Below are 22652 nucleotides of genomic sequence, written 5' to 3'. Positions count from 1 at the left end.
GGCGGGATCGCGGGCCGGTGTCAGCCCGCGAACCAGCGCACCGGCTTCGGCGCCAGGTTCTGGTAGACGTGCTTGGTCTCGCGGTACTCGGCAAGGCCGGCGGGGCCGAGTTCGCGGCCCACTCCGCTCTTGCCGAAGCCGCCCCACTCCGCCTGGGGGAGGTAGGGGTGGAAGTCGTTGATCCAGACGGTGCCGTGGCGCAGCCGGCCGGCGACGCGGCGGGCGCGTCCTGCGTCGGCGGTCCAGACGGCGCCGGCGAGTCCGTACTCGGTGTCGTTGGCGAGGGCGACGGCCTCGTCCTCGGTGCGGAAGGTCTCCACCGTCAGCACCGGCCCGAAGACCTCCTCGCGTACGACCCGCATCTCGCGGTGGCACTGGTCGAGGACGGTCGGCTCGTAGAAGTAGCCGCCGGCGGGGCGGGCCGGGGTCGGCTCGGGGCGCTTGCCGCCGGTCCGCAGCACGGCGCCCTCCGCGAGCGCGGAGGCGACGTAGTCCTCGACCTTGGCGCGCTGCTGCTCGGAGACGAGCGGTCCGCACTCGACGCCGTCCTCGGTGCCGCGGCCGAGGCGGATCTTCGCGGCGCGGCGGGCGAGTTCGGCGACGAAGCGCTCGCGCAGGGACTCCTCGACGATCAGCCGGCCGCCCGCCGAGCAGACCTGGCCGCTGTGGATGAACGCCGCGTTGAGGGCCTGGTCGACGGCGGTGTCGAAACCCTCCTCGCTCGCGCAGGCGTCGGCGAAGACGACGTTGGGGTTCTTGCCGCCGAGTTCGAGGGCGACCTTCTTGACGGTGGGCGCGGCGGCCTGGGCGACCTTGGTGCCGCTGACCAGTCCGCCGGTGAAGGACACCAGGTCGACGTCGGGGTGCTCGGCGAGCCGGGCGCCGACCGAGTGGCCGGGACCGGTGACGATGCCGGCGACACCGGCGGGCAGCCCGGCCTCGGCGAGCAGGTCGATGAGGGCGATCGTGGTGAGGGGGGTGATCTCGCTCGGCTTCACGACGAAGGTGTTGCCGGCCGCGAGCGCCGGGGCGATCTTCCAACTCGCCTGAAGGAGCGGGTAGTTCCAGGGGGTGATCAGCGCACAGACCCCCACGGGCTCGTGGACGACGACGCTGTGGACGTCGGCCGAGCCCGCGTCGACGACGCGTCCGGGTGCCTCGGCCGCGACCAGGTCGGCGAAGTAGCGGAAGGCGTCGGCGACACAGTCGATGTCGATGCGACCCTCCTCCACGGTCTTGCCGGCGTCACGGCTCTCCAGCCGGCCGAGACGTTCGCGGTCGCGTATCAGCAGGTCCGCGACGCGACGCAGCACAGCGGCGCGGTCGGCGGCGGGGGTGCGCGGCCAGTCTCCTTCGTCGAAGGCCCGGCGGGCGGCCGCGACCGCCAGGTCCGTGTCCTTCTCGTCGCCCTCCGCGACCAGAGCGAAGGCCTGGCCGTCGGCGGGGTCGAGGATCTCGCGCGTGGCGCCGGAGACGGCTTCCCGCCACTCCCCTGCCACGTGGATGGTCGCCTGCGCGTCGAGCTCCAGGGCTTCTGCTCGGTCCGACATGATCGGTATTGCCTTCCGTTGCTGTTCAGATCCCGTGAGTCACACGGATGTCACCCCTCGGGACCGTGAGCACATGCCCATCGGCCGTCGTTGCATGCGCAATCCATGGCCGAAAGTGCGCTGTGTCACTGAAGATGCGGGCGAATGGGACGAAACGCCCACCGGAAGGTGATCTGAACCACGGAGCCGACCGGTGTCACCGGCCCTCCCGGGTCGGGGGAGGGCCGGGCTAGTCGATGCCCCGGGCTAGTCGATGCCGGGGTCGGCGTCGCAGGTGGTGTACGGCGGACAGAACCAGTCCAACGCCGTGGCGAGGTAGCCGAGTTCGTCGTCGTGGCCGTCGGAGTCGGGGCCGTAGGAGGCGATGGCGTAGATGTTGCCGTCGGCGGCGACGAAGCGCTCGTCGTAGACGTGCCAGGTGCCGACGTCGGGCTCGCCGGAGATCGAACCCGCCAGGTACTCCAGGCGGGAGCCGGTGAACTCGCCGTCGTCGAGGCGCTGCAGGTCGAGCTTCTCGAAGCCGGCCGGCTTACGGGTCTGAGCGGACAGGTACAGCTTGAAGGAGGCGTCCGGGGACTCCTCCTGGACCTGGTAGACCTGCAGGCGGTGTTCCTTGTCGGCGCTGCGGTAGTTGACGACGGCTATGCCGTACTGCGAGGGGACGGTGCTGCGCGTCCACCCCTTGGGCACGGCGATCCGGAAGCCCTCGGTGTCGTCGCGGAGTTCGTAGCCGTCGGGCGGCGTGGAGACGGAGGGCGAGGGCGAGGCGCTGCTTTCGGCGTACGGCGACGGGGACTGCTCCGGCGAGGAGACCGGCGCCGACGACGACCCGGCCGCGACCGGTTGCTTCCCGTCGTCGCCACCCTTGCCGACGACCAGCGTCAGCACGAGACTCACGGCCACACCGACGACGGCGGCCCCCACGACGACGGACCAGACGAGCCGCCGGTTGAGCCCACCGGAGGGGGCGGGAGCGGTCACCGGCTCGACGGGAGGCCAGGAGGCGCCGCTGGACCACTCGGGCGCGGGCCAGGGGGTGGGGGCGCCGGGCGGCGCGGAGAGGTCGTCGCCGGCGGGCGGCCACCCGGCGGCGCCGGTCGACCGGACCGGGGGCCAGGCCGCACCCTCCGGAACGGCCGGCCGGGACTGCGCGGGAGGGGAGGCTCCCCCGCCGTCCACGACGGTGTGGCCGGCGCCCGCCGGACCGTGCCAGACGCTCTCTCCGCCGGCGACGGGCCAGCCACCCGGCCCCGCGACGGGCGGCGCCGGTTCGGTTCCGTCGTCACGGCCACCGGCGGAGGACTCGGCGGCGGCCGCCTCTCCGGTCACACCGGCCTCGTCCGCCCCGGACGCGGGTGCCGGTGGCGTCGCCTCCGCGGCCGTCTCCGTGCCGGGCGCCGTCGGCGCGATCGGTGGCCGCGCCGGTGGCGGCGAAGTCGACCGGGTCGTCGAGGGGCTCTCCTGGCCGCCGTCCTCCCAGCGCTGGGTGTCCTCGTTCCAGTACCTCGGTCCCCCGCTCATGGCTTTACTCCTCACATCCCCAGCAGCCCGGCCAGGGCGCCGGCCGAGGCGAGGAACGTGACCAGAGCCTGCGAGTCGGACAGCAGCTCGCGCAGGCGTTCGCGGCGGGTCCGGCCCGCCTGGCCGGTGCTGGTGATCTCCGACTCCGTCTCGGCGAGGGCCTCGTCGAGGGTGGCCGTCTGGTCGGTGCCGCGCACCCGTTCGGCGAGGTCGGCCCGCAACTCCCGTACGGCCGCGAGGAGTTGTCGCGTCGACTTGTCGAGCTGCGGAGCCGCGTCGGCACCGTGGTGATGGTGGCTCTCGGCGTGCGCGTGGCTGCCGACGGCGAAGGTGTTGTTGCCCGAGATGTTGCCGAAGTTGACGCTCGGCTCGTTACCGGCCATTGCTGTCGGCTCCCTTCTGCTGCGGCGCCGCGCCGCCCGTGACGGTGGAGGAGGCGGACGCGTGACTGCCGACCGCGAAGGTGGAACCCTCGACGCGGCCGATGTTCACGTCGCCGTTGCTGATGTTGACGATCTTCTGGACGAACTCGCCGGTCTCGTAGCCGGATTCGGCGAGCGCGGCCCGTACCCCGTTCGCCACCCGGTCCTGCACGCTCCTCAGGTAGCGGGCCACGTCCATCTCCTGGAAGAGCGATCCGGCCGGCGTCGAGCCCAGCTCGCGCACCGACACCGCAGGTCCGTCCGGCAGCGCGCCCGCGTATCCGCCGGTCAGCAGCCGCCAGAGGTAGACCGCGCCCCGGCCGAGCTGGCCCAGCGAGCGGCCCGCCGACCCCGGCACCAGCACGAGCGCCCCGGCCGCCTTGCCCAGCGCGCTGTTGTTCCGGAACCGGTGCGCCGTACGGTCGGCGTCCTTGAAGTCGGCGCGCACCGGCGTCAGCACGTGCGGCGCGATCTCCAGCATGAGCATCCGGCCCTGCGTGTGGATGCGCACGAACACCGTGACGACCAGCTCCTCCTCCCAGCCGCCGACCCGGATGCGCAGGAAGTGCCGCCGCTTCTCGGCGCCCTCCTCCACGGCCCGGGCCCGGTGCTCCTCGAAGGCCTGCGGGGTGTACGGCGCCTGGTCCCGGGTGAGCAGTCCCTCGACGGGCAGGAACACGCACTCGTCGATCTCCAGCCAGCGCAGCCGGTCGCGGACGCCGGGGCCCGCGTACTCGGACGGGACCCGCAGCTGTTCGAGCAGGGGGCGGATGCGCTCCAGGATCGTGCGGTTGCTCAGCGGCAGCTGCTCCTCGCGCTCCTCGTCCGCCCGCAGTTCCACGGCCAGCACCCAGGTGTCGTACGCCGCTCCCGCACCGCAGAACGGGCGCGCCTCGTGGTACATGACCAGCGGCGCGTGCTGCTCCAGCCGGATGCGCTGCTTCAGCCGCTGGAAGCGCGGGTTGTCGGCCTGCTCGGCGGGATCGCCGGCGGCGTCCGGGAAGCGTTGCGGGGACAGCTCGGCGGCCAGCGCGCGGCTGAACTGGTTGCGCTGGGCGTACACGCACCAGCCGATGAGCGCGAGGAAGGCGAGCGTGAGCCAGGCCTGCCAGGGCTCGACCGCGTCGGCGATGTCGCTCGGCGAGAAGGCGTCGGTGAGGCTCGGCGAGTCCGAGGAGCCGTAGCCGTAGTCGGAGCCGTACGAGCCGTAGGAGGGGCGGTCGTCGGAGCCGCCGCCGAACGCGGCGACGACCGTGAGGGCCAGCAGGCCCGTGAGGAAGAGCCGGCCCCACCAGCGCAGCAGGAAGGCGGCGACGCGGCGGTAGCGCGACGGGCGTTCGCTGCGCCCCCTGATCCACGGCGCGAGGGCGAGCAGGACGCTCGGCCAGAAGAAGAACAGCAGCATGCCGCCGACGGCCGTGCCGATCAGCCACAGACCGGCGATCGCCCCGGCCCACAGCAGTTCGTGGCGCCGGGCGCGCAGCGCGTGGGCGAGGACGCGGGCGGCGTCGAAGCCCAGTGAGGGCGCCGCGATCCGCTGCTCGTTGAGGTGCAGTTCCTCGATGACGCGGTCGCGGTAACCGGAATCGAGGTAGGTGCCCGCGCACAGCAGCCGGGTGGCCTCGCTGGCGTGCGGTGGAGTGGGTGGTGCCGGCGGGACCGCCGTGGGCGTCGTCGGCTGTGGTTGCTGCGGCACGTACGCGGTGCTCACGCTGCTCCCCCGATGCGTGGAGTGACCGTTGTCAGACGTTCAGTTGACAAACCATCAGCATAGAGGGGCCGTTGGGGCGACGAAACCGGAATGCCGAGGGATGGACGCGCCGGAGTTCTTTGACTAAGGTCAAAGGTTATGGAGCCAGGACGTACGGAGCCGGTGCCGTCGGAGCAGGTCGCCGCTCTGCGCCGGTTCAACCGGTACTTCACCCGCCGGATCGGCGCGCTGGACGACCACTACCTCGGCCAGGACCGCCCGCTCGGCGAGGCCCGGCTGCTGTTCGAGATCGCCGGGACACCGGGCGGAGTGTCCCTGCGCGAGCTCAGGAGCCGGCTCGGTCTGGACGCGGGGTACCTGAGCCGGATGACCAAGGCGCTCCAGGCCGAGGGCATGGTCCGGATCAGCGTGGACCCGCGGGACAACCGGCTGCGCACGATCGAGCCGACGGACGCGGGGCGGCTGGAGGTCAAGGAGCAGAACCGCCGGGCCAACGCCCTCGCGGCCGGCCTGCTGGACCGTCTCACCCCCGCCCAGCGCGACCGGCTGGTCGACGCCATGACCACCGCGCAGCGCCTGCTGCGGCTGGCCGCGATCACCGTCGAACTCGTCGACGGCGCCTCCCCGGACGCCCGCGCCTGCCTCGACGCCTACGCGGCCGACATCGACGCGCGCTTCCCGGAGGGCTTCGACAAGTCCGACCTGGTGCGGCCGGAGCAGGTGTCCGGGGCAGCCGGCGCGTTCTTCGTGGCATACGAGGAGGGGCGGGCGGTGGGCTGCGGGGCGCTGCGCACCCTGGAGTCGGGCGTGGGCGAGATCAAGCACGTGTGGGTGCACCCCGATGCCCGGCGCCTCGGCCTCGCCGGCCGGATCCTGGAGGCGCTGGAGGGCGAGGCGGCGGCCCGCGGCCACACCGTCGTACGCCTCGACACGCACGCGAGCCTCACCGAGGCGCAGGCGATGTACCGGGCTGCGGGCTACCGCGAGATCCCGGCGTACCTCGACCACGTCTACGCCAGCCACTGGTTCGAGAAGCGGCTACGGCCCGTCTGACGGGCCCTGCCCCGCCGCCCCATCGGACGACCACCCGACCAGCACCTCCCGCAGTGTCCGCCGCAGCCACGCGTGCGCGGGGTCGGCGTCGTGCCGCGGATGCCAGGCCATGCCCAGGGGCAGCGGCGGCAGCGGGAGCGGCACCTCGAAGGTCACCAGATCGAGCGCCGCCGCAAGCGGGAACCCCCACCCGCTGATCAGCCCGACCAGATCGGTGTCGCGCAGCACGAAGAGCGAGGCGGGAAACGTCCCCACGGCGCCCACCACCCGCCGTCGCAGGCCGAGTTCGGCGAGCGCGGTGTCGACGGGCCCGTGCAGCCTGCCGCGCCGCGAGACGATGAGGTGATCAGCCTCGGTCGCGAACCGCTCGGCCGTCAACTCCCCTTCCAGCAGCGGGTGTCCGGCCCGCACGACGCCCGCCATCCGGTCCTCGTGGAGCATCTCCACGTGCACCTCGGGCGCGGTCGTGTCCAGCACCCCGACCTCCAGGTCGGCCGTGCCCTCACGCAGGAACGGCATGTCCACATGGCTCTCGGCCAGGAAGCGGACGCGGACTCCGGGCGCTTCCCTCGCGGCGCGTTCGAAGAGGGCCGGACCGCAGGCCGCGGCGATGAAGTCGTGGCCGATGATCGTCAGGGTCCGGCGCACGGTCCGCAGGTCCGCGTCCCGGTCCGGGGCGAACAGCGCCCTCGCCCGCTCCACCACCGCGCTCACCTCGGCCCTTACGGCCAGCGCGCGCGGCGTCGGCACCATCTGGCGCCCGGCCCGCACCAGCACGGGATCGCCGAGCGCCTTGCGGATCCGGCCCAGGGTGCGGCTCATCGCCGGTTCCGAGAGATGCAGCCGCCGGGCGGCACCGCCGACGCTCTGCTCCTCCAGCAGAACCTCCAGGGCGACCAGCAGATTCAGATCCAGACCACTTGATTGCGTCACACGCATCGATCCCTTGCAAAGCTTGCACTGGAGTGCAGGACGGGTCCGAGCCTACGGTGACAGGGCATCCCACACCACCACCGAGCTCCCGGGGAGGAGCCATGCCTCCGCACGCCCTGAAACGGTCCACCCTGCTCGCCCTGTGCGCCTGCGTCCTGGTCGCCCAGAGCATGGTCGCCGCCATCAACCTACTGATCCCGCAGCTGAGTTCGTCATCGCTGCACCCCTCGCACACCGAGATCCTGTGGACGGTCGACGCCTATGTGATCGTCTTCGCCTCGCTCCTGGTCCCGGCCGGCGCCCTCGGTGACCGCTGGGGCCGCAAGGGCGCGCTCCTGACCGGCCTCGCCCTGTTCGCCGCGGGCGCCGCCACCAGCGCGCTCGCCGCGTCCCCGGCCGTGCTCGTCACCGGCCGGGGCGTCTCCGGCGCGGGCGCCGCCCTGATCACCCCGGCCACGATGTCGATCCTGATGCGCCTCGCCGGCCCCGAGCGCCAGGCGCAGGCCATGGCGTCCTGGACGCTCGCGCTCGGCCTGGGCGGCATGCTCGGCAACCTCGGCGGCGGCCTGGTCGGGCAGTTCCTGACCTGGCGGGCCCTGTTCGGGGCGATGGTGCCGCTGGCCGCGCTGCTCGCCCTCGCCGTCGCGCTCACCACGCCGCGCACCGACCGCGCCCCGGACAACCACCCGGACCCGGTCGGCACCATCCTGCTCACCGCGGCCCTGGTCGCCGTGCTGTTCGGGATCATCGAGGGGCCGGCCTACGGCTGGACGTCGGCGCGCATCCTCGGCGTCTTCGCCGCGGGCGCCCTGCTCGTGGCCGCCTTCGCCCGCCACGCCCTGCGCTCCCGCACGCCCCTGTTCGACCCGCGCGTCTTCGCCTCCGCCCGACTGCGCGCGACGACCCTGGGCATGGCGACCGGTTTCTTCGGCCTGTTCGCCCTCTTCTTCGTCAACTCCCAGTACCTGCAAGGCGTGAAGGGTTACGGCCCCGCCCGTACCGGCGTGGCGATCCTGCCGCTGATCGTCGGCATGGCGCTCGTCCCGAAGCTGGCGGCCCGCTGGGCCTCGCGCCCACGCCCGGTCGTCGGCGCCGGTCTCGCCCTGATCGGCCTCGGCCTGCTCGGCGCGTCCACCGTCGACGCGGGCACGCCCTACCCGCTGTACGCCTGCTGGCTGCTGGTCATCTCGGCGGGCACCGGCCTGTCCATGCCTGCGCTCACCCTCGGCGTCGTCACCGCGCTGCCCGCGGACCGGGCGGGCCTCGGCTCGGGCCTCGGCACCTCGGCCCGCGAGGTCGGCGCGGCCCTGGGGGTCGCCGTCACCGGCACCGTCCTGGCCTCCCACCCCGGCTTCGCCGAGGGCATGGGCCCGGCGCTGCGCACGGTCGCCCTCCTGGTCCTCGCGGCGACGGCGGCGGTCCTCGCCGGCTACCGCAAGGACAAGGGCCCGGCCCGCACGGCCGCCTCCCCGGCACCCACCAAGGAGCGCGTGGGCTGACCTAGGTGCACTCGGTGCCCGTCGGGCAGAAGTAGCGCACCGCCATCCTCAGGGGTTCCCGCACCCGCTCGGGGTCCAGGCTTGCGGGGCCGCTGGCGCGGATCGCGTACAGGGTGCCGTCGTGGGCCTCGAAGCGGTGGTCGATGACCTGGCGGGCGCCCTTGTCCGCGTCGGTGTAGCGGTACGACAGCTCGGCCCAGGTGTCGCCGTGGTCGCGCTCGACGACCCGGTAGCCGGGCTGCGCGGCGAAGCCGTAGCCGGGGTCGGACTCGGCGAGGGTGAGGGACTCGTACGGCGTGGACTCGGTGACCTCGAAGATCTGCAGCTGGCGGCCATCGCCGGGGGCGTCGTAGTAGACGATCGGCGAGAGCTTGCCCTGCTTCTCGCGGCGGGCCCAGCCCTGGGGGACGTCGATCGAGTAGCCGACCGGGTCCTCGGCGCGGCGGTAGCCGGCGGAGGGCGAGTCCAGCGGCGAGGCCGACGCGGCCGGTGTCTGCGGCGGGGTGCTCGGCGGGGGCGAGCCGGAAGGCGTCGGGGCGGAGGAGGTGGCGGCGGCGGAGCCGACGCTCGCGGGGCGCGCTCCGGTGTCCGTGCGGTGCTCGCGCACGAGGTACCAGGTCCCGGCACCGGTCCCCGCGCCGACCGCGACGATCAGGGCGATGACCCCGACGATCCGGCCGACCCGGTACCGGGGGGCCGGGGGCGGGGCGGGGGGCAGCGTGTACGGCGGAGTGGGGTGACCGCCGTACGGCGGTGCGGGGGGCGCGGGGTACACCGGGTCCGGCGGAGGCGGCGCCCAGGGCGGCGGGAGCGTCCCGCCCGTCTGGGTCTGGGCCGAGGCCCACGGGGGCGCCTGTCCCGTCCCGCCGTCGGACCAGGCCGCCCGGCCTCTCTCCTCGCTCGGCTCGTGCTCCGCCCCGGAACCGGAGCTGTGTCCGTCCCATCCGTTCATGCCGACGCCCCCCGAATCACCCCATTGAGCAACGCTTTAGACGGTAGCGGCGAAAACGGCCACGGGCCCCGTTCCGGAAGGAACCGGAACGGGGCCCGCGCAGGGTCGTGACGAAACCGTGAAGCCGGGCGGGCCCGGCGTCCTCGGCGGTCTCAGATGAGGCCGAGGCCGCGGACCGCCTCGCGCTCCTCCTCGAGCTCCTTGACGGAGGCGTCGATGCGGGCGCGGGAGAACTCGTTGATGTCCAGGCCCTGGACGATCTCGTACTTGCCGTCCTTGGTGGTGACCGGGAAGGAGGAGATCAGGCCCTCCGGGACGCCGTAGGAGCCGTCCGAGGGGATGCCCATGGAGGCCCAGTCACCCTCGGCGGTGCCGTTGACCCACGTGTACACGTGGTCGATGGCGGCGTTGGCGGCGGACGCGGCGGAGGAGGCGCCACGGGCCTCGATGATCGCGGCGCCGCGCTTGGCGACGGTCGGGATGAACTCCTCGGCCAGCCACTTCTCGTCGTTCACGGTCTCGGCGGCGTTCTTGCCGGCGACCGTGGCGTGGAAGATGTCCGGGTACTGGGTGGCGGAGTGGTTGCCCCAGATCGTCAGGCGCTTGATGTCCGCGACCGTGGAGCCCGTCTTCTTCGCGAGCTGGGTCAGCGCGCGGTTGTGGTCCAGGCGGGTCATCGCGGTGAAACGCTCGGCCGGTACGTCCGGCGCGGCGGCCTGCGCGATGAGCGCGTTGGTGTTGGCCGGGTTGCCGACGACGAGGACCTTGATGTCGTCCGCGGCGTGGTCGTTGATGGCCTTGCCCTGCGGCTTGAAGATGCCGCCGTTGGCCTCCAGCAGGTCGCCGCGCTCCATGCCCTTGGTGCGCGGGCGGGCGCCGACGAGGAGGGCGACGTTGGTGCCGTCGAAGGCGACGTTCGGGTCGTCGGTGATCTCGATGCCCTGGAGCAGCGGGAAGGCGCAGTCGTCCAGCTCCATGGCCGTGCCCTCGGCGGCCTTCAGCGCGGGCGTGATCTCGAGGAGGCGGAGCTTGACCGGCACGTCCGCGCCGAGCAGCTGGCCGGAGGCGATGCGGAAGAGGAGGGCGTAACCGATCTGGCCGGCCGCGCCGGTGACGGTGACGTTCACGGGAGTGCGGGTCATGGCGTTCTCCGTAGGACAGCTGGCGGTGGTGTCGTCCGGGTGGGACGTACAGATGATCGATCTCTTGGTATCAAGAGAGATCCACCGGTCAGGCTATCGCGCATCCGGGATCCCGGACGGCCGGGTCCGTGTGGCCCAGCCCACAGAGTGAACCGGGGGAAAGAAATGCGGGACGGCATGCATAGCCGTCCCCATCTCGGGCACGCGAACCGTACCCCCACGGGAGTCCGGCACTGTCGGTACCCCCCAACGGCGGCCGCCTTCGTCTCACCTCTCCCGGACGGGCGGCCGCCCCCTTTGTGCGTCGGCGCCCCTAGGGCGTGCACCCCTTGAGGCCGGACGCCAGCGTCGCGCAGGCCTTCGCCTCACCCGCGTCCTTCACGGCGACCATCGGCGTGTACGCGATGGTGTCCCCCGCCTGTGTGATGGTGTCGCTCTCCTTGGCCTTGCCCGCGGTCACCTGGACGGCGTCCCCCGGCGCGGCGGCGGTGACACGGCCCCACGCGGCGGCGCAGGTCTTGCTGTAGCGCACCTCGACGGTGGTCGTGCCGACCGTGACGGTCTTGGCGGTGGTCACCGCGGCGGCGTCCTTGGTGCAGCCCATGGCCTCCGCGTCCTTGCCGGTGCAGGAGGCGCCGGCGCACTTCACGCCGGCCGGGAGGTCGACGGAGCTGGCCGAGGGCGACGGCGAGGCGTGCCCGCCCTCGTTCTTCTTGCCGCCGCCGTCGGTCAGGTAGAACACGGCCGCCATCACGACCAGGACGCCCACGACGCCCGCGAGGAACATCGTCAGCCGCCGCCTGGCGGCACCCCCGGAGGAGGTGTCCGGGCCCCCCGGCGGCGGACCCTGCGGGGCGTCGCCGAAGACACCCGGCGGCTGCGGCGTGGCGGCGGAGGTGCCGGGCGCGGCCGCGTCGGGCGCGGTGGCCGGTGCGGGCGAGGCCGCCTGCTGCGGGCGTCCGCCCGCCGGCGACGGCCCCTGGTATCCGGCCAGCTTCCAGGAGTTGGCGCCGGACGATCCGCCCGGGGCGCCTTCCGGCTCCCGGGTGTCCGGCGACGTCGTCGGCTGCGGCGGCACCGTCGGCGCCACGCCCGCCGGTCCCGCGATCCCCGGCGTCGCCGTCGCGCTGCCGGACCTGCGGGCCGTCCTGCCGCCCTTGACGTTCGCCGGGGGCGCCCCGAACTCACTGAGCGCGGCACGCGCCTGGGATATGCGAATGGCCTCCATGGTCATGTCGTGGCGCATCTCCGACTTGCTCCAGGCGCGTTCGGCGAGCTCCCACATGGTCGTCAGATGGACCGGGTTGGTGCCCGTGACCTCCGCCAGCGCCACGATCGCGCCCTTGGGCGCGAGCAGCCGGCCGTTCAGGTACCGCTCCCAGGACGTCTTGCTGTAGCCCGTACGGTCGGCCACCGACGCGATGCTCAGGCCACTGCGGTCCACGAGCCGCCGCAGCTGGCTCGCGAACTCCCTGACCTGCGGATCGAGTTCGTCCGGCAAGGCCCTCCAACGAGGCATTGCTTCCCCCCTCTTCCCCCGCTTGGTGCTTTTCTTCCCTGGCTCGCGCGTGCCCGGCGCGGGCCGGGTCCCCGTCCCTGGCTACCCACCGGAGTGCGCCCCATCAGGGTCTCAGTTCCCAGGGCGGGGGCGCACGGGTGCGCCCCCGGTGGGACTCGTCACGCTAGCTCCCCCGTCGAACAACTCTGTGTCAAATCCGCGAACTCGTCGATACATCGACACCGCAGCCACACACGGACAACCCCACCCGTCACGGACGTATCCACCACGTCCCATGGGTGGCTCACCCGAGCGCCACGGCGCCGACGACCGCCGTCAGCAGCGTCAGGAGCAGCAGCACGACGGCGTACAGCAGCAGCCGCCCGCCCGGTCCGCGCCCCCGCTTCCCCTCCTCCGGTGTGTCCCACCAGGGCAGCGTCGGGTCGTCCTGGTAGCCGTCGGTCTCCTCGCTCCCGGCGGGCTTCGCCGGCCGGGGCCAGGCCTGGACGGCGAGTTCCCAGCGCACCCCGAACCGCTCGGCCTCCGTGCCGTCGAGGCCGGCGATCCGGCACAGGGCCGTGACGGCCTGCCGGGGCGGCGGCTGGGTGGCGTTGAGGTAGCGGTGCCAGGAGGACTTGCTGTACGCGGTGCGGGCGCCGAGCGCGACGAGGCTGAGCCCCGTCGCGTCCTTCAGGAGCCGCAACTGCTCCACGAAGTGCCGCACCTCCGGCGGCAGATCGTCCGGCAGCGGCTGCCAGCCGCCCATCGCCCACCTCCACGGCGTCCTCGTCCTGCTCGTCTGAGCAGGTGACGAAGCCGGGCCCGCCGATGGTTCCCGCGTTGCGGAACGGTCACCTCCGTGCCACAGCGCGCGGACAGCCGTTGAACAGCGGCTTCGGCGTGCAGCAGGGTGGTCCCGGCGGCGGCCCGTCCTTTTCCCGGGGGAGGGGACGGGCCGTCGTCGCGCCGCGTTCGGCCGCGGCTAGCCGCTGCTCACCGTGAGGTGCAGCGTGTCCTTCAGGAACGGGATCTGCAGCCAGGGGTGGGGCTGCACCATCATCGCCAGCAGGACGATCGCGAGACCGAGCACGCCGTAGGTGACGATGTCGGTGAAGCGGGAGCGCACGGCGAGCATGCCGACGTCGGGCAGGATCCAGCGCAGCAGGGCGCCGGCCACCAGGGCGACCCCGATCAGCAGGGTGCCGACCCGGAAGACGTCCAGCGCGGTCAGCAGCAGGCCGACGGCGACCAGGCCGAGGACGGCGAGGATCGGCCACTGCCGGGCGGGCGCCGGGGCGTCGCCGGGAGCGGCCCGGCCGCCGCCCTCGGGGCGCGCGGTGTCCCGCGTGAACAGCGGGAAGCGGCGCGTCACCCGGCGCGGCACGCCCTGCGCGTCGGGCGCGCTGATCGCGTCCCGGACGGTCTCCTCGGCCTGCTCCTCGGGGTGCTTGACCTCGTGCTCCGGGCCCGTCGTCGCACGGCCCCGAGGTGCCGGGCGGCGCAGGTCCACCGCCGGGCGCTCGGCGCCCGCCACGCCGGTACCGGTGTCGCCCGCCCCGGTACCCGTGTCGCCCTCGGGGCGCTTCGCCTCAGCCGACACTGCGCTCCGCCGCCTCGACCACGTTGACGAGCAGCTGGGCGCGGGTCATCGGGCCGACGCCGCCGGGGTTCGGCGAGATCCAGCCGGCCACCTCGGCGACCCCGGGGTGGACATCGCCGACGATCTTGCCCTCGGCGCTGCGCGAGACGCCGACGTCGAGGACGGCCGCGCCCGGCTTGACGTCCTCGGGCCGGATCAGGTGGGCGGAACCGGCGGCGGCGATGATGATGTCGGCGTTCTTCAGGTGCGCCGAGAGGTCGCGGGTGCCGGTGTGGCACTGGGTCACGGTCGCGTTCTCGCTGCGCCGGGTCAGCAGCAGCGGCATCGGGCGGCCGATGGTGACACCGCGGCCGACGACCACGACCTCGGCGCCCTTGATCTCCACGCCGTACCGACGGAGGAGGGTCAGGACACCGTTGGGGGTGCAGGGCAGCGGCGCAGGCTCGTTGAGCACCAGCCGGCCGAGGTTCATCGGGTGCAGGCCGTCGGCGTCCTTGTCCGGGTCCATCAGTTCCAGGATGCGGTTCTCGTCGATGCCCTTGGGCAGCGGCAGCTGGACGATGTAACCGGTGCACGCCGGGTCCTCGTTGAGCTCCCGGACGACCGCCTCGATCTCCTCCTGCGTGGCCGTGGCGGGCAGTTCGCGCTGGATGGAGGCGATGCCCACCTCGGCGCAGTCGCGGTGCTTGCCCGCGACGTACTTCTGGGAGCCGGGGTCGTCCCCGACCAGGATCGTGCCGAGGCCGGGCGTGACGCCCCTCTCCCTCAGCGCCGCCACGCGGGCGGTCAGGTCGGACTTGATCGCGGCTGCGGTGGCCTTGCCATCGAGAATCTGGGCGGTCATGGTCCCATCCTCGCGGATGACCGCCCCCCGGTTCCAATCCGGGTGCCGTCTCGGCGAACGGCCATGATCAGCCACATTGCACTTGCACAACACATGCGAAATGCCACTGGACAAGCCAGTCGGGGGTGAAGAACGATGAACGGCGCAGTATCGCGGTTCGTGTTCGGGGGGCAAACCGCTCACATCGTGTTATTCCTCCGCGCAATCCGCATCGTCCCCGCTTGTGCAACGGAGGAAAACCGGCCATGAGTTTCGGCTCGCCCAACAATCCCTACGGTCAGCCGCAGAACCCGCAGAACCCGCAGCAGGGTTACGGCTACCCGCAGCAGCCCCCGGCCGGTCAGCCGGGACAGCCCGGATACGGCTACCCGCAGCAGCCCCCGCCGGGCGTGCCGCCACAGCAGGGGTACGGCTACCCGCAGCAGCCGGGCTACCCCCAGCAGGGCTACGGCTACCCGCAGCAGCCCGGTTACCCCGGCGGCCCCGTGCCGAACCTCGCCTCGATGGGCCGCCGCTTCGGCGCCCGCCTGATCGACGGCATCATCTACACGGTCGTCTACGTCGTCCTGCTGTTCGCCGGTGTCGCGGGCTCCATCAGCTCCGCCCAGAACTGCGACCCGAACTCCACCGACTACGACACCTGCATCAACGACGCCGGCTCGTCGATGGGCGCCAAGGTCTTCGCCGTCATCGGCATCCTCGCCCTCTTCGGCCTGCTCTACGAGTGGCTGATGACCGGCCTGGTCGGCGCGACCCTGGGCAAGATGGCCGTCGGCATCCGCGTGGTGAAGGCCGACACCGGCCAGAAGCCCGGCCTGGGCTCGGCGTTCATCCGCTGGATCATCCCGCTCGTCGGCGGTTTCCTGTGCGGTATCGGCCAGTTGCTGGTCTACCTGTCCCCGTTCTGGGACAAGTCGGGCCGCCAGCAGGGCTGGCACGACAAGGCCGCGAGCACGATGGTCATCCAGAACTGAGACGACCGCCCGCGAAACGGACGCGGCCTCCGGCCTCCTCGGGGAGGGCCGGAGGCCGCGTTCGCGTTTCCGGGTCAGTGGAAGAAGTGCCGCGTCCCGGTGAAGTACATCGTCACGCCCGCCTTCTTCGCGGCCTCCACGACCAGTTCGTCGCGGACCGAACCGCCCGGCTGGACGACGGCCTTGACGCCGGCGGCGGTGAGGATCTCCAGGCCGTCGGGGAAGGGGAAGAACGCGTCCGAGGCGGCGTAGGAGCCGCGGGCGCGCTCCTCGCCGGCCCGCTCGACGGCCAGCTTCGCGGAGTCGACGCGGTTGACCTGGCCCATGCCGACGCCGACCGAGGCGCCGTCCTTGGCGAGCAGGATCGCGTTGGACTTGACGGCGCGGCAGGCCTTCCAGGCGAAGGCGAGCTCGGAGAGCTCGTCCGCGGACAGCGCCTCGCCCGTCGCCAGCGTCCAGTTGGCCGGGTCGTCGCCGTCGGCCTGGAGGCGGTCGGTGACCTGCAGGAGGGCGCCGCCGTCGATCGGCTTGACCTCGACGGGGTACTCGGGACGGCCCGGGGCCTTCAGGACGCGGATGTTCTTCTTCTTGGCGAGGGCCTCCAGCGCGCCGTCCTCGTAGTCGGGCGCGACGATGACCTCGGTGAAGATCTCGGCGACCTGCTCGGCCATCTCCCGGCTCACCGGCCGGTTGACGGCGATCACGCCGCCGAACGCGGACAGCGGGTCGCAGGCGTGCGCCTTGCGGTGCGCCTCGGCGACGTCCGAACCGATCGCGATGCCACAGGGGTTGGCGTGCTTGATGATCGCGACGCACGGCTCGTCGTGGTCGTACGCGGCACGGCGGGCGGCGTCCGTGTCCGTGTAGTTGTTGTACGACATCTCCTTGCCGTGCAGCTGCTCGGCCTCGGCCAGACCGCCGGTGCCGGAGGTGTAGAGCGCCGCCGGCTGGTGCGGGTTCTCGCCGTAGCGCAGGGTGTGGGCACGCTCAAGGCTGCTGGCGATGAACTCGGGGAACTGCGAGCCGTCCTCGGCGGGCGCGTAGGCGGACGCGAACCAGGAGGAGACGGCGATGTCGTACTCGGCCGTGTGCCGGAAGGCCTCCGCCGCCAGGCGCTTGCGGGTCGCGAGGTCGAAGCCGCCGTCGGCGACGGCCCCCAGGACGTCGGCGTACCGGTCGGGGCTGGTGACGACCGCGACGGACGGGTGGTTCTTGGCGGCGGCGCGGACCATCGAGGGGCCGCCGATGTCGATCTGCTCGACGCACTCGTCCGGGGTGGCGCCGGAGGCGACGGTCTCACGGAAGGGGTAGAGGTTGACGACGACCAGGTCGAACGGCTCCACGCCCAGCTCGGCGAGCTGCTCGCGGTGGCTCTCCAGGCGCAGGTCAGCGAGGATGCCGGCGTGCACCCTGGGGTGCAGCGTCTTGACCCGGCCGTCCAGGCACTCGGGGAAGCCGGTCAGCTCCTCGACCTTGGTGACGGGGACACCGGCGGCGGCGATACGGCCGGCCGTGGACCCGGTGGAGACGAGTTCGACGCCCGCCTCGTGCAGGCCGCGCGCGAGGTCTTCGAGGCCCGTCTTGTCGTAGACGCTGACGAGCGCCCGGCGGATCGGCCGCTTACTGGTCCCGGCGGTGGCGGTCACTGGATAACTACCTTTCGTCCCTCAATGCGGTGGCCGTTGCGGGCGAGCCGCCCCACGACCTCGACGAGCAGCCTTCGCTCGACTTCCTTGATGCGCTCGTGCAGAGCGCTCTCGTCGTCCTCGTCCCGGACCTCCACCACGCCCTGGGCGATGATCGGTCCGGTGTCGACGCCGTCGTCGACGAAGTGGACGGTGCAGCCGGTGACCTTGGCGCCGTACGCGAGCGCGTCCCGCACACCGTGGGCTCCGGGAAAACTGGGCAGCAGGGCGGGGTGCGTGTTCACGAACCGGCCGCCGAAACGGGCCAGGAACTCCTTGCCCACGATCTTCATGAACCCGGCGGAGACGACGAGGTCCGGCTCGTGCGCGGACACGGCCTCGGCGAGGGCGGCGTCCCACTCGTCCCGCGTCTCGTAGTCCTTGACCCTGCACACGAAGGTGGGCAGCCCGGCCCGCTCGGCGCGGGCGAGCCCCTCGATGCCGTCGCGGTCCGCGCCGACGGCCACGACCGCCGCCCCGTAGGCCTCGGTGCCGGTGGCCGCGATCTCGTCGAGGAGTGCCTGCAGGTTGGTGCCGGATCCGGAGACCAGCACGACGAGGCGCTTGACCACGGGCTTGGCGGCCACGGTGGGGCCCTTTCTCGGGGGAGCGTTCTTCGGTGGCCGGACCGCCGTACGCGGTGACATGGCGCTTTGTACATTCGTACGAATGCTTCGCGCCCCGGGATACGGGGAAGTCTACGAAGCGGCCGACCGTCAGCAACGATACCGGCACACGGGGCGGCCCCCACGGGACGGGGGCGTGGCCGGAAGGTAGCGTCTGGGAGGAGCCGGTTCGGGAACGCGCCTGTCGTGCGGTGCGTTGACCGTGTGAAGGCTCCCGCAGGACCAGCCGTACCCAGCAAGTTCGCCAGGTTCACGAACACGTTCACCAAGGGGAAGACGCTCTCTTGATGTCGGACCGCAGTCTGCGACTCCTCACGCTCCCCCCGCTCCCGGCCCAGGGAGGGGAGCGCGGCGCCGCGTTGCTGCGTGAGCGCCCGGCCTCACCGCCCGACGCGGCCTCGGACCGCAAGGACGACGAGTCGGGCGGCACCCAGGACGACAACCCCTTCGCCCCTCCGCCGGAGGGCACGCCCGACCGGCCGTGGCAGCCGCGCCGCCCGGCGGGCGGCGAGGACGGCGAGGGCTCCGGGGACCACTCCTCCTGGGGCAGCCAGTGGAGCGACCGCCAGCCGGGCCGCTCCTCCGGCGGTTTCGGCGAGCGCCCCGGCGGCCCGGCCTCCGGCCCCGAGGGTCCCGGTGGAGGTCCCGCGCCCGGCGGCGCGGGCATGCGCTGGGACCCGACCGACCCGGTGCAGCGCCGTGCCCGCTACTCCCTCCTGTGCGGCATGTGGGCCTTCTTCTTCGCCCTCTTCAGCTGGCCGTACGTGTCCCTGCTGCTCGGCGCGCTCGCCCTGTACTGGGGTGGCAGCGCCCTGCGCGCCAAGACCCGTCCCGGCGACAACAACAACGCCCCGACCGCCGACGCCGGCTACCGTCCGCAGACGACGGCGGCGGTGAGCGGCCTGGTCACGGCCTCGCTGGCGCTCGCCCTGGTGGCCGCGACGTTCACGGCCCAGCTGGTCTACCGCGACTATTACACCTGCACGAACGACGCCCTCACCAACGAGGCCAAGCAGTCCTGCAGCCACCTTCTGCCGACGGAGCTGCGGGGGCTGCTGGGGACGAACGGCTGAACCGGCCGGGTTCAGGGCCCCGGGGGATCCTCCCCGTCGGCGTCGTCGGGCCACCACGGTGAGTGCGGCGGCCGCGACGGCGGCTGCTGCGGTCGTGGCGGTTCGGCGGGCAGCGGGTCGTACGGCTCGAAGGGCGTGTCGCGCTGCGCGAGCAGCGGGCGGTAGACGTCGTCGTCCTGGTCGTAGGCCCCGCCGTACGGCATGAGCGGGGTGCCGGTGGCCGTCCCGGTCCCGCCTCCCCCGGCTTCGCCCACCTTCTGGAAACCGAGCCACGCCCCCACGGCGCACCAGGGACTGGAGAACCGGCGCCCGCCTTCCGCCGCCCGCGTCGCCGGTTCCACGGCCCGCTCGCTCCGCGCTCTCCTCTCCCGGCGCCCCCAGGCCCGCAGTACCAGCGCCGTCGGCACCGACAGCCCCGCGATCCACAGCAGCGCCGCACCGGCCACCTGCCACCACACCGGGCCGAACCGGGCGAGCGTCGCGACCCCGAGCCGGCCTCCGGCGAGGGCGCTGAGCACGGCGACCCCGGCCGCGCAGAACACGGACGCCAGCCCGGCGACACCGGCGGTCCTGCCCCGCGACCACCCTTGCGTCCCCGCCGGCTCCGCCCGTCCCACCAGCCACCCGACCGTCACCCCGGCCGCCACCGGCACCGCCCCAGCGGCCCAGTTCGCCCATCCCCCGGCGCCCGCCTCCGGCACGGCCGCCAGGAGCGGGAACGGCGGCAGGATCGACGCCGGTGCCGAGGACACGGGGTTCACCATGTGACCGGCGCCGAGCGCGAATCCGGGGCCCAGCGCGTACGACGCCCCCCACACCGCCGCGTTCGGTACCAGCGTCGCGCACAGCAGCAGCACCGCGAACCGCCCCGACCACCCCTCCGTGAGGTGCAGCAACGACGCCCGCATCGCTCCGCCGTGCCACACCAGCGACACCCCCACCAGTAGCGCACCGCCGCCGGCCAGCACCGTCGCCCCGGCCCCCGCGGCCCGCGCGGCGACGACCAGCCGGGCACGTCCCCCGCCCCCCAGGAGCAGTCGCCGCGGCCCCGCGGGCAGCAGCACCAGCGCCCCGTCCAGGGCCTCGCGCGGACGCCCGTACGCCGTCCACACCCCCAGTCCCGCCGCCCCCATGACGAGCAGCGGCGGACACACCGCCGTCCACACCCAGTCGGGCCGGAGCTCGCCCCCGGACGCGTACAACGCGACGGCCGCGCCGACGCCGAGATAGCCGAGTACGACGCCCGCCCACGCCGTCCCGCCCGACACCTCCGGCACCTCCTCCTCACCGCCCTCCACCGCGTCCCGCGCCGCCCGGTGCACCAGCCACACGGGCACGACGAGCAGTAGCAGCGGCGTCACGCCCACGGGCGCGGGGGCCCCGGAGAGCGTGTCGGCGCGCACCAGCTCGGCGCCGTGCGCCAGCAGCCACAGCGCCGACGCGACATGCAGCGCGCCACCCGGTCCGCTGTCGGGATAGGGCGAGCTGATCCACAGCAGGGTCACGAGCATGGCGAGCGATCCGAGCCCCAGCCCGGCGGCCACGGCGCCACCCAGCAGGCCGGCGGCCAGTCCGGGCGAGCGGTCGCGCAGACGGACGAGAAGGGACGACAGGGACGGTCGGCGAGCGGTCATCTGGATCACGACCGTCATGCTCCCAATGACACGCACTTTCCCGTTGTAACAGGCGAACCACCGAAGTGTCGCTCAATATATGTTTATGTACTTTTCCGTGCGAAAGGGCCCTCCGTGACGCCGCCTCAGGAACCGGAACCGTCCGCGCCGCTGACGCCCGCTCAGGCCTTCGACGCGCTGTACGCGTTCTGCGCCCCCGCCCTCGTACGGCAGACCTATCTGCTCACCGGCCGCCGCGAGCTCGCCCGCGAGTCGGTCGAGCGGGCCTTCCAACTCGCCTGGCAGCGCTGGCCCGAGGTGGCCCGGGACCGGGATCCGGGCGGGTGGGTGCGAGCGGCTGCGTACGACTGCGCCCTCTCCCCCTGGCACCGTTTCCACCCCCGCTACCGCCACCCGGAGGCGCCACCGGCCGACCCGTCCGACCGCACCCTGCTCGCCGCGCTCCTCGAACTCCCGCCGCCCTACCGCCGCACGCTCCTGCTGTACGACGGTGTGGGCCTGGACCTGCCGGAGACGGCGGCGGAGACGGAGGCCAGCACCCCGGCCGCGGCGGGCCGCCTGCTGCACGCCCGCGAGGTCGTCGCCGCGCGCCTTCCGGACCTGGCCGACCCGCCGGAGCTGCGGCGCCGCCTCGCCGCGCTGGCCGCCACGGAGCGGCTGCGCGCGGCGAAGCCGCCGCAGGTGCGGACGGGCAGCGAACGGCGGACCCGGTTCTGGACGCATGCCGCCATCGCCTGCACCGTCACCCTGATCGGGACGACCTCGTTCGTGCTGAGCACGGCTCCCACGCACTACGAGCCGCCGGTGGCCGTGGGGCGGGCGATCGAGGGGCTGCCGCCGCGGGTGTCGCAGGGCGCGCTGTCCCACAAGGAGGCGGAACTCCGGGCCTGGCTGCGCAGTCGGACGGCACACGGCCCGGAGAGGCTGGTGCCGCTCGGACGCTGACCCCGCCCGCGCCCCCATGACCCCCGTACACGCCCGTGGGCCCGCCCCCCCGACCAGGGGAGCGGGCCCACGGGCGTGCGGTCGGGTGCCTCAGCCGGCGAGGATCTCGCGCGCCAGCTTGGCGGTCTCGGTCGGGGTCTTGCCGACCTTGACACCGGCGGCCTCGAGGGCCTCCTTCTTCGCGGCGGCCGTGCCGGAGGAGCCGGAGACGATGGCGCCCGCGTGGCCCATGGTCTTGCCCTCGGGCGCGGTGAAGCCCGCGACGTAGCCGACGACCGGCTTGGTCACGTTCTCCTTGATGAAGGCCGCGGCCCGCTCCTCGGCGTCGCCGCCGATCTCACCGATCATCACGATCAGGTCGGTGTCGGGGTCGGCCTCGAACGCGGCGAGCGCGTCGATGTGCGTGGTGCCGATGACCGGGTCGCCACCGATGCCGACGGCGGAGGAGAAGCCGATGTCACGCAGCTCGTACATCATCTGGTACGTCAGCGTGCCGGACTTCGAGACCAGGCCGATGCGGCCCGGCTTGGTGATGTCGCCCGGGATGATGCCGGCGTTCGACTGACCGGGGGTGATCAGACCCGGGCAGTTGGGGCCGATGATCCGGGTCTTGTTGCCCTTGGACCCGGCGTACGCGTAGAACGCGGCCGAGTCGTGCACGGCGATGCCCTCGGTGATGACGACCGCGAGCGGGATCTCGGCGTCGATCGCCTCGACGACGGCGGCCTTGGCGAAGGCCGGCGGCACGAAGAGGACGGACACGTTCGCGCCCGTCTTCTCCATCGCCTCGGCGACCGTGCCGAAGACCGGGATCTCGGTGCCGTCGAAGTCGACGGACGTGCCGGCCTTGCGCGGGTTCACGCCACCGACGATGTTCGTGCCGTCGGCCAGCATGAGCTTGGTGTGCTTCATGCCCGTGGCACCGGTCATGCCCTGGACGATGACCTTGGAGTCCTTGTTGAGGAAGATAGCCATGGCTGTGTTCCCTCG

At 73.0% G+C, this 22652-nt stretch carries 20 protein-coding genes; 5 read left to right on the top strand and 15 right to left on the bottom strand.

Translation table 11 applies throughout. From position 1 onward, the window contains the following. Nucleotides 1-20 precede the first annotated feature (20 nt). The 4 genes from FBY22_RS01280 to FBY22_RS01265 form a co-directional block, all read right to left on the bottom strand. A complete protein-coding gene (locus FBY22_RS01280; protein ID WP_142142040.1) occupies nucleotides 21-1550 on the bottom strand; it encodes an aldehyde dehydrogenase family protein in 1530 nt (509 codons plus the stop codon). 246 nt (nucleotides 1551-1796) lie between these two features. After that, complete coding sequence (locus FBY22_RS44625; protein ID WP_142142039.1) at nucleotides 1797-3071, bottom strand: hypothetical protein; 1275 nt, start codon at nucleotides 3069-3071, stop codon at nucleotides 1797-1799. An 11-nt stretch (nucleotides 3072-3082) separates the two neighbouring features. Beyond that, nucleotides 3083-3454 carry a hypothetical protein gene (locus tag FBY22_RS01270; protein ID WP_142142038.1) on the bottom strand — a complete coding sequence of 124 codons (372 nt, stop codon included), beginning with the start codon at nucleotides 3452-3454 and terminating at the stop codon, nucleotides 3083-3085. Next, nucleotides 3444-5204 (bottom strand): hypothetical protein, encoded by a 1761-nt coding sequence (locus FBY22_RS01265; protein ID WP_142142037.1) that lies wholly within the window; start codon nucleotides 5202-5204, stop codon nucleotides 3444-3446. Before FBY22_RS01265 ends, FBY22_RS01270 begins: the two co-directional genes overlap by 11 nt. Before the next feature lie 138 nt (nucleotides 5205-5342). On the opposite strand from FBY22_RS01265, the gene FBY22_RS01260 reads away from it, so the two are divergent. After that, the gene (locus FBY22_RS01260; RefSeq protein WP_142142036.1) at nucleotides 5343-6257 is read left to right on the top strand and encodes a bifunctional helix-turn-helix transcriptional regulator/GNAT family N-acetyltransferase; all 915 of its coding nucleotides are present in this window, start codon (nucleotides 5343-5345) and stop codon (nucleotides 6255-6257) included. On the opposite strand, the gene FBY22_RS01255 is transcribed toward FBY22_RS01260, so the two are convergent. Next, nucleotides 6243-7196 (bottom strand): LysR family transcriptional regulator, encoded by a 954-nt coding sequence (locus tag FBY22_RS01255; protein ID WP_142142035.1) that lies wholly within the window; start codon nucleotides 7194-7196, stop codon nucleotides 6243-6245. The two genes, FBY22_RS01260 and FBY22_RS01255, sit on opposite strands and share 15 nt — an antisense overlap. Nucleotides 7197-7291: 95 nt before the next feature. On the opposite strand from FBY22_RS01255, the gene FBY22_RS01250 reads away from it, so the two are divergent. After that, a complete protein-coding gene (locus FBY22_RS01250; protein ID WP_142142034.1) occupies nucleotides 7292-8689 on the top strand; it encodes an MFS transporter in 1398 nt (465 codons plus the stop codon). A gap of 1 nt (nucleotide 8690) precedes the next feature. On the opposite strand, the gene FBY22_RS01245 is transcribed toward FBY22_RS01250, so the two are convergent. The 6 genes from FBY22_RS01245 to FBY22_RS01220 form a co-directional block, all read right to left on the bottom strand. Beyond that, entirely contained in the window at nucleotides 8691-9641 is a 951-nt protein-coding gene (locus tag FBY22_RS01245; RefSeq protein WP_142142033.1) for a hypothetical protein, read from the bottom strand. Nucleotides 9642-9793: 152 nt separating this feature from the next. After that, nucleotides 9794-10783, bottom strand: a complete 990-nt coding sequence (locus FBY22_RS01240; protein ID WP_142142032.1) for a malate dehydrogenase — start codon at nucleotides 10781-10783, stop codon at nucleotides 9794-9796. A gap of 313 nt (nucleotides 10784-11096) precedes the next feature. Then, nucleotides 11097-12302, bottom strand: a complete 1206-nt coding sequence (locus tag FBY22_RS01235; RefSeq protein ID WP_142142031.1) for an XRE family transcriptional regulator — start codon at nucleotides 12300-12302, stop codon at nucleotides 11097-11099. Nucleotides 12303-12585: 283 nt separating this feature from the next. Continuing rightward, complete coding sequence (locus tag FBY22_RS01230) at nucleotides 12586-13047, bottom strand: helix-turn-helix transcriptional regulator (RefSeq protein WP_142142030.1); 462 nt, start codon at nucleotides 13045-13047, stop codon at nucleotides 12586-12588. A 216-nt stretch (nucleotides 13048-13263) separates the two neighbouring features. Further along, nucleotides 13264-13689 (bottom strand): DUF3017 domain-containing protein, encoded by a 426-nt coding sequence (locus FBY22_RS01225; RefSeq protein WP_313905429.1) that lies wholly within the window; start codon nucleotides 13687-13689, stop codon nucleotides 13264-13266. A gap of 181 nt (nucleotides 13690-13870) precedes the next feature. After that, a complete protein-coding gene (locus FBY22_RS01220; protein WP_142142029.1) occupies nucleotides 13871-14725 on the bottom strand; it encodes a bifunctional methylenetetrahydrofolate dehydrogenase/methenyltetrahydrofolate cyclohydrolase in 855 nt (284 codons plus the stop codon). A gap of 245 nt (nucleotides 14726-14970) precedes the next feature. Between FBY22_RS01220 and FBY22_RS01215 the strand changes: the two genes are divergently transcribed. After that, nucleotides 14971-15699 carry an RDD family protein gene (locus FBY22_RS01215; protein WP_142142028.1) on the top strand — a complete coding sequence of 243 codons (729 nt, stop codon included), beginning with the start codon at nucleotides 14971-14973 and terminating at the stop codon, nucleotides 15697-15699. Nucleotides 15700-15773: 74 nt separating this feature from the next. Here FBY22_RS01215 and purH read toward each other — a convergent pair whose 3' ends face one another. Both purH and purN read right to left on the bottom strand, forming a co-directional pair. After that, nucleotides 15774-17345, bottom strand: coding sequence for a bifunctional phosphoribosylaminoimidazolecarboxamide formyltransferase/IMP cyclohydrolase (gene purH / locus FBY22_RS01210; RefSeq protein WP_142142027.1), 1572 nt, complete (start codon nucleotides 17343-17345; stop codon nucleotides 15774-15776). After that, nucleotides 17342-17971 carry a phosphoribosylglycinamide formyltransferase gene (purN, locus tag FBY22_RS01205; protein WP_142142026.1) on the bottom strand — a complete coding sequence of 210 codons (630 nt, stop codon included), beginning with the start codon at nucleotides 17969-17971 and terminating at the stop codon, nucleotides 17342-17344. Before purN ends, purH begins: the two co-directional genes overlap by 4 nt. Nucleotides 17972-18297: 326 nt before the next feature. Between purN and FBY22_RS01200 the strand changes: the two genes are divergently transcribed. Beyond that, nucleotides 18298-19083 carry a hypothetical protein gene (locus tag FBY22_RS01200; RefSeq protein WP_142142025.1) on the top strand — a complete coding sequence of 262 codons (786 nt, stop codon included), beginning with the start codon at nucleotides 18298-18300 and terminating at the stop codon, nucleotides 19081-19083. An 11-nt stretch (nucleotides 19084-19094) separates the two neighbouring features. Here the strand turns inward: FBY22_RS01200 and FBY22_RS01195 are convergent, their stop codons facing one another. After that, nucleotides 19095-20735 carry a DUF6350 family protein gene (locus FBY22_RS01195; RefSeq protein WP_222127746.1) on the bottom strand — a complete coding sequence of 547 codons (1641 nt, stop codon included), beginning with the start codon at nucleotides 20733-20735 and terminating at the stop codon, nucleotides 19095-19097. Between FBY22_RS01195 and FBY22_RS01190 the strand changes: the two genes are divergently transcribed. After that, complete coding sequence (locus FBY22_RS01190; protein WP_399211418.1) at nucleotides 20718-21662, top strand: RNA polymerase subunit sigma-70; 945 nt, start codon at nucleotides 20718-20720, stop codon at nucleotides 21660-21662. The genes FBY22_RS01195 and FBY22_RS01190 overlap by 18 nt on opposite strands. Before the next feature lie 90 nt (nucleotides 21663-21752). Here the strand turns inward: FBY22_RS01190 and sucD are convergent, their stop codons facing one another. Beyond that, nucleotides 21753-22637 carry a succinate--CoA ligase subunit alpha gene (gene sucD, locus FBY22_RS01185; RefSeq protein ID WP_142142024.1) on the bottom strand — a complete coding sequence of 295 codons (885 nt, stop codon included), beginning with the start codon at nucleotides 22635-22637 and terminating at the stop codon, nucleotides 21753-21755. Between the last annotated feature and the right edge of the window lie 15 nt (nucleotides 22638-22652).

This window comes from Streptomyces sp. SLBN-31 (assembly GCF_006715395.1).
Taxonomy (GTDB): Bacteria; Actinomycetota; Actinomycetes; order Streptomycetales; family Streptomycetaceae; genus Streptomyces.
The sequence above is the reverse complement of the archived record's forward strand: the minus strand, read 5'-3'. Positions and strand labels throughout refer to the sequence as shown.

What these genes read in the sequence shown, in the direction of transcription:
- FBY22_RS01280 (WP_142142040.1), bottom strand. Translation starts at nt 1,550, where the DNA reads ATGTCGGACCGAGCAGAAGCCCTGGAGCTCGACGCGCAGGCGACCATC.
- FBY22_RS44625 (WP_142142039.1), bottom strand. Translation starts at nt 3,071, where the DNA reads ATGAGCGGGGGACCGAGGTACTGGAACGAGGACACCCAGCGCTGGGAG.
- FBY22_RS01270 (WP_142142038.1), bottom strand. Translation starts at nt 3,454, where the DNA reads ATGGCCGGTAACGAGCCGAGCGTCAACTTCGGCAACATCTCGGGCAAC.
- FBY22_RS01260 (WP_142142036.1), top strand. Translation starts at nt 5,343, where the DNA reads ATGGAGCCAGGACGTACGGAGCCGGTGCCGTCGGAGCAGGTCGCCGCT.
- FBY22_RS01255 (WP_142142035.1), bottom strand. Translation starts at nt 7,196, where the DNA reads ATGCGTGTGACGCAATCAAGTGGTCTGGATCTGAATCTGCTGGTCGCC.
- FBY22_RS01250 (WP_142142034.1), top strand. Translation starts at nt 7,292, where the DNA reads ATGCCTCCGCACGCCCTGAAACGGTCCACCCTGCTCGCCCTGTGCGCC.
- FBY22_RS01245 (WP_142142033.1), bottom strand. Translation starts at nt 9,641, where the DNA reads ATGAACGGATGGGACGGACACAGCTCCGGTTCCGGGGCGGAGCACGAG.
- FBY22_RS01240 (WP_142142032.1), bottom strand. Translation starts at nt 10,783, where the DNA reads ATGACCCGCACTCCCGTGAACGTCACCGTCACCGGCGCGGCCGGCCAG.
- FBY22_RS01235 (WP_142142031.1), bottom strand. Translation starts at nt 12,302, where the DNA reads ATGCCTCGTTGGAGGGCCTTGCCGGACGAACTCGATCCGCAGGTCAGG.
- FBY22_RS01230 (WP_142142030.1), bottom strand. Translation starts at nt 13,047, where the DNA reads ATGGGCGGCTGGCAGCCGCTGCCGGACGATCTGCCGCCGGAGGTGCGG.
- FBY22_RS01220 (WP_142142029.1), bottom strand. Translation starts at nt 14,725, where the DNA reads ATGACCGCCCAGATTCTCGATGGCAAGGCCACCGCAGCCGCGATCAAG.
- FBY22_RS01215 (WP_142142028.1), top strand. Translation starts at nt 14,971, where the DNA reads ATGAGTTTCGGCTCGCCCAACAATCCCTACGGTCAGCCGCAGAACCCG.
- FBY22_RS01200 (WP_142142025.1), top strand. Translation starts at nt 18,298, where the DNA reads ATGTCGGACCGCAGTCTGCGACTCCTCACGCTCCCCCCGCTCCCGGCC.
- FBY22_RS01195 (WP_222127746.1), bottom strand. Translation starts at nt 20,735, where the DNA reads ATGACGGTCGTGATCCAGATGACCGCTCGCCGACCGTCCCTGTCGTCC.
- sucD (WP_142142024.1), bottom strand. Translation starts at nt 22,637, where the DNA reads ATGGCTATCTTCCTCAACAAGGACTCCAAGGTCATCGTCCAGGGCATG.